Source organism: Micromonospora sp. NPDC004551 (genome assembly GCF_040609975.1).
GTDB lineage: Bacteria > Actinomycetota > Actinomycetes > Mycobacteriales > Micromonosporaceae > Micromonospora.
The window spans coordinates 1-2,741 of record NZ_JBEXLM010000082.1 but is presented as its reverse complement, the minus strand read 5'-3'; the positions used below and the strand labels follow the sequence as shown (position 1 = coordinate 2,741).

1 protein-coding gene is annotated in these 2,741 nt (G+C 76.4%); it reads right to left on the bottom strand.

Going from position 1 to position 2,741, the window contains the following annotated elements:
* Nucleotides 1-2,672, bottom strand: a 2,672-nt coding sequence (locus tag ABZW14_RS34190; protein WP_355355381.1) for an SDR family NAD(P)-dependent oxidoreductase, incomplete at its 3' end; no start/stop codon positions are given.
* Between the last annotated feature and the right edge of the window lie 69 nt (nt 2,673-2,741).

Below are 2,741 nucleotides of genomic sequence, written 5' to 3'. Positions count from 1 at the left end.
GTGGCGGGCAGCCCGTGTGCCCGGCGGTGCCGGGCGAGCGCGTCGAGGAAACCGTTGGCGGCGGCGTAGTTGCCCTGCCCGGGCGAGCCGAGGGTGGCGGCGATCGAGGAGAACAGCACGAACGCTGACAGGTCCAGGTGCGCGGTGGCCCTGTGCAGCGCCCAGGCGGCGTCCACCTTGGGCCGCAGGACCCGGTCGACGGCGTCGCCGTCGAGCGACGCGATCGTGGCGTCGGCGACGACGCCGGCGCAGTGGTACACGGCCGTCAGGTCGACCCCGGCCACCAGGGCGGCGACCTGCTCCGGGTCGGTGACGTCGGCGGCGACGGCCGTGACGGTCGTGCCGGCCCCGGTCAGCTCGTCGACCAGGGCCGCATAGGCGGGCTCGTCAGCGGGGAGCCGGCGGGCGGCGAGCAGCAGGTGCCGGGCCTGCCCGGTCGCGACCAGGTGCCGGGCCACCACGGCGGCCAGTGCGCCGGACGCGCCGGTGATCAGGGTGGTGCCGCCCGGGTCGGCCGGCGCCGGAACCGTGAGCACGACCTTGCCGACGTGGCGGGCCTGGCTGATGTGCCGCAACGCCTGCCGGGCCTGCCGCACGTCCCACACCCGCGTCGGCAGCGGCCGCAGCACACCCCGCTCGAACAGGTCCAGCAGTTCGGCGAGCATCTCCCCGATGCGGGTGCCACCGGCCTCGTTCAGGTCGAACGACCGGTAGACCACCCCGGGGTGCTCCCGCGCCACCACGTCGGCGTCGCGCAGGTCGGTCTTGCCCATTTCCACGAAACGGCCGCCGCGCGGCAGCAGCCGCAGCGACGCGTCCACGAACTCCCCCGCCAGGGCATCGAGCACGACATCCACCCCGGCGCCGCCGGTGGCGGACGCGAACGCCGACTCGAACTCCGTCGTGCGGGACGACGCGATCCGCTCCTCGGCCACCCCCAGCGCCCGCAGCGCGGCCCACTTGCCGGGGCTCGCCGTCGCGTAGACCGTGGCGCCGAAGTGCTGGGCGAGCTGGATGGCGGCCATACCGACTCCACCCGCACCGGAGTGGATCAGCACCGACTCCCCCGCCCGCAGCCCGCCCAGGTCGTGCAGGCCGCGGTAGGCGGTCAGGAACACCACCGGCACCGACGCCGCCTCGGTGAACGACCAGCCGGCCGGCATCCGGGCGATCCGGTCCCGCCGCGCGATCACCCGCGGCCCGAAGCCCGGCTCGAACAGGCCGAACACCCGGTCTCCCGGGGCCAGGTCGGTCACGCCCGGGCCGACCTCCAGCACCATCCCGGCGCCCTCACTGCCCATCACAGCCGCCGGATCCGGGTACATGCCCAACGCGATCAGCACGTCGCGGAAGTTCACCCCGGCCGCGCGCACGGCGACCCGTACCTCGCCGGGGGCGAGGTCGGCCGGCGCGGTCGGCACGATCTCGACGCCGTCGAGCGTGCCGGGCCGCGCCGCGGCCACGTGCCAGGCGCCCTCCGCGGGCGGCGTCAGCTCCGCGCCCACCTGGCGCACCAGCCGGGGTACGCACACCCGGTCGCCCCGGATCGCCACCTGACCACCGACGGTGGACGGATCCGCGGCGACGGCTGCCAGCACGCCGAGGGCGCGGGCGTCGACGGCGCTCTCGGTGTCGGCCAGCACGATCCGGTCCGGGTGTTCCGACTGGGCCGACCGGAGCAGGCCCCACACGGCCGCGCCGGCCAGGTCGACCGCCCCGCCGTCGTCGCCGGCCGGGACCGCACCCCGGGTCAGCACCACCAACCGCGACCCGGCCAGGGCGTCGGCGGCCAGCCAGCCCTGCACGGCGGCCAGCACCTCGGCCGTCACCGACCGCACCCGCTCGGGCAGATCGCCGGCGGCCGAGCCGGACAGCCCGGCGGCGCCGGGCCAGACCGGCAGCAGCACCGCGTCCGGCGCGGGCTCCCCGGCGGCCACGGCAGCCACCAGCGCGGCCACGTCCGGGTAGGCCACGCAGCCGTCCGGCCACACCATCGGGTCCGTCGGGATCTCGCCGACCGTGCCGGTCGGACTCCCCTCGGCCGGGCTCCCGGTGCCGTCCTGGCCGGCGGTCAGCACCGCCCAGTACAGCGACCCGGTCGGGGTGATCTTTTCGACCGGCCAGGTCACCTCGAACAGCGACCGGGAGACGAGGTCCGGCGCGGCGGCGACGCCGGTCAGCTCGCGGAGCACGAGCGAGTCGACGGACACCACCGGGGTGCCGGACTCGTCCACCGCCACCAGCCGCACTCCGGAGCCGGCCCGGGTCAGCCGCACCCGCAGCACCCGCGCGCCGGAGGCGTGCACCTGCACACCTTCGAACGCGAACGGCACCCGGGGGCCGGTTCCGGCGTCGAGGAGCCCGATCGGGTGCAGGGCGGCGTCCAGCAGCGCGGGATGCACGGCGAAGCCGTCCACCGCCGCGTCGGGCAGGGCGACCTCGGCGTAGACGTTGCCGTCGCCGGTCCACACCCGCCGGAGCCCCTGGAACACCGGCCCGTACGCCAGGCCGTGCCCGACGAGGGTCTCGTACCAGCCGGTCAGGTCGGTCTCGGCGACGCCGGCCGGCGGCCAGGCAGCGAGGCCGGGCTCCTCGGCGGCGGCCGGTTCCAGCACACCGTCGACGTGCCGGACCCACTCGGCCTCGGGATCGTCGTCCGGCTGGGCGTACACGGCGACGTCCCGGCCGCCGGTGTCGTCGGCGCGCGATCGACGTCTTCAACGAGAAGCTCCAGGCCGATG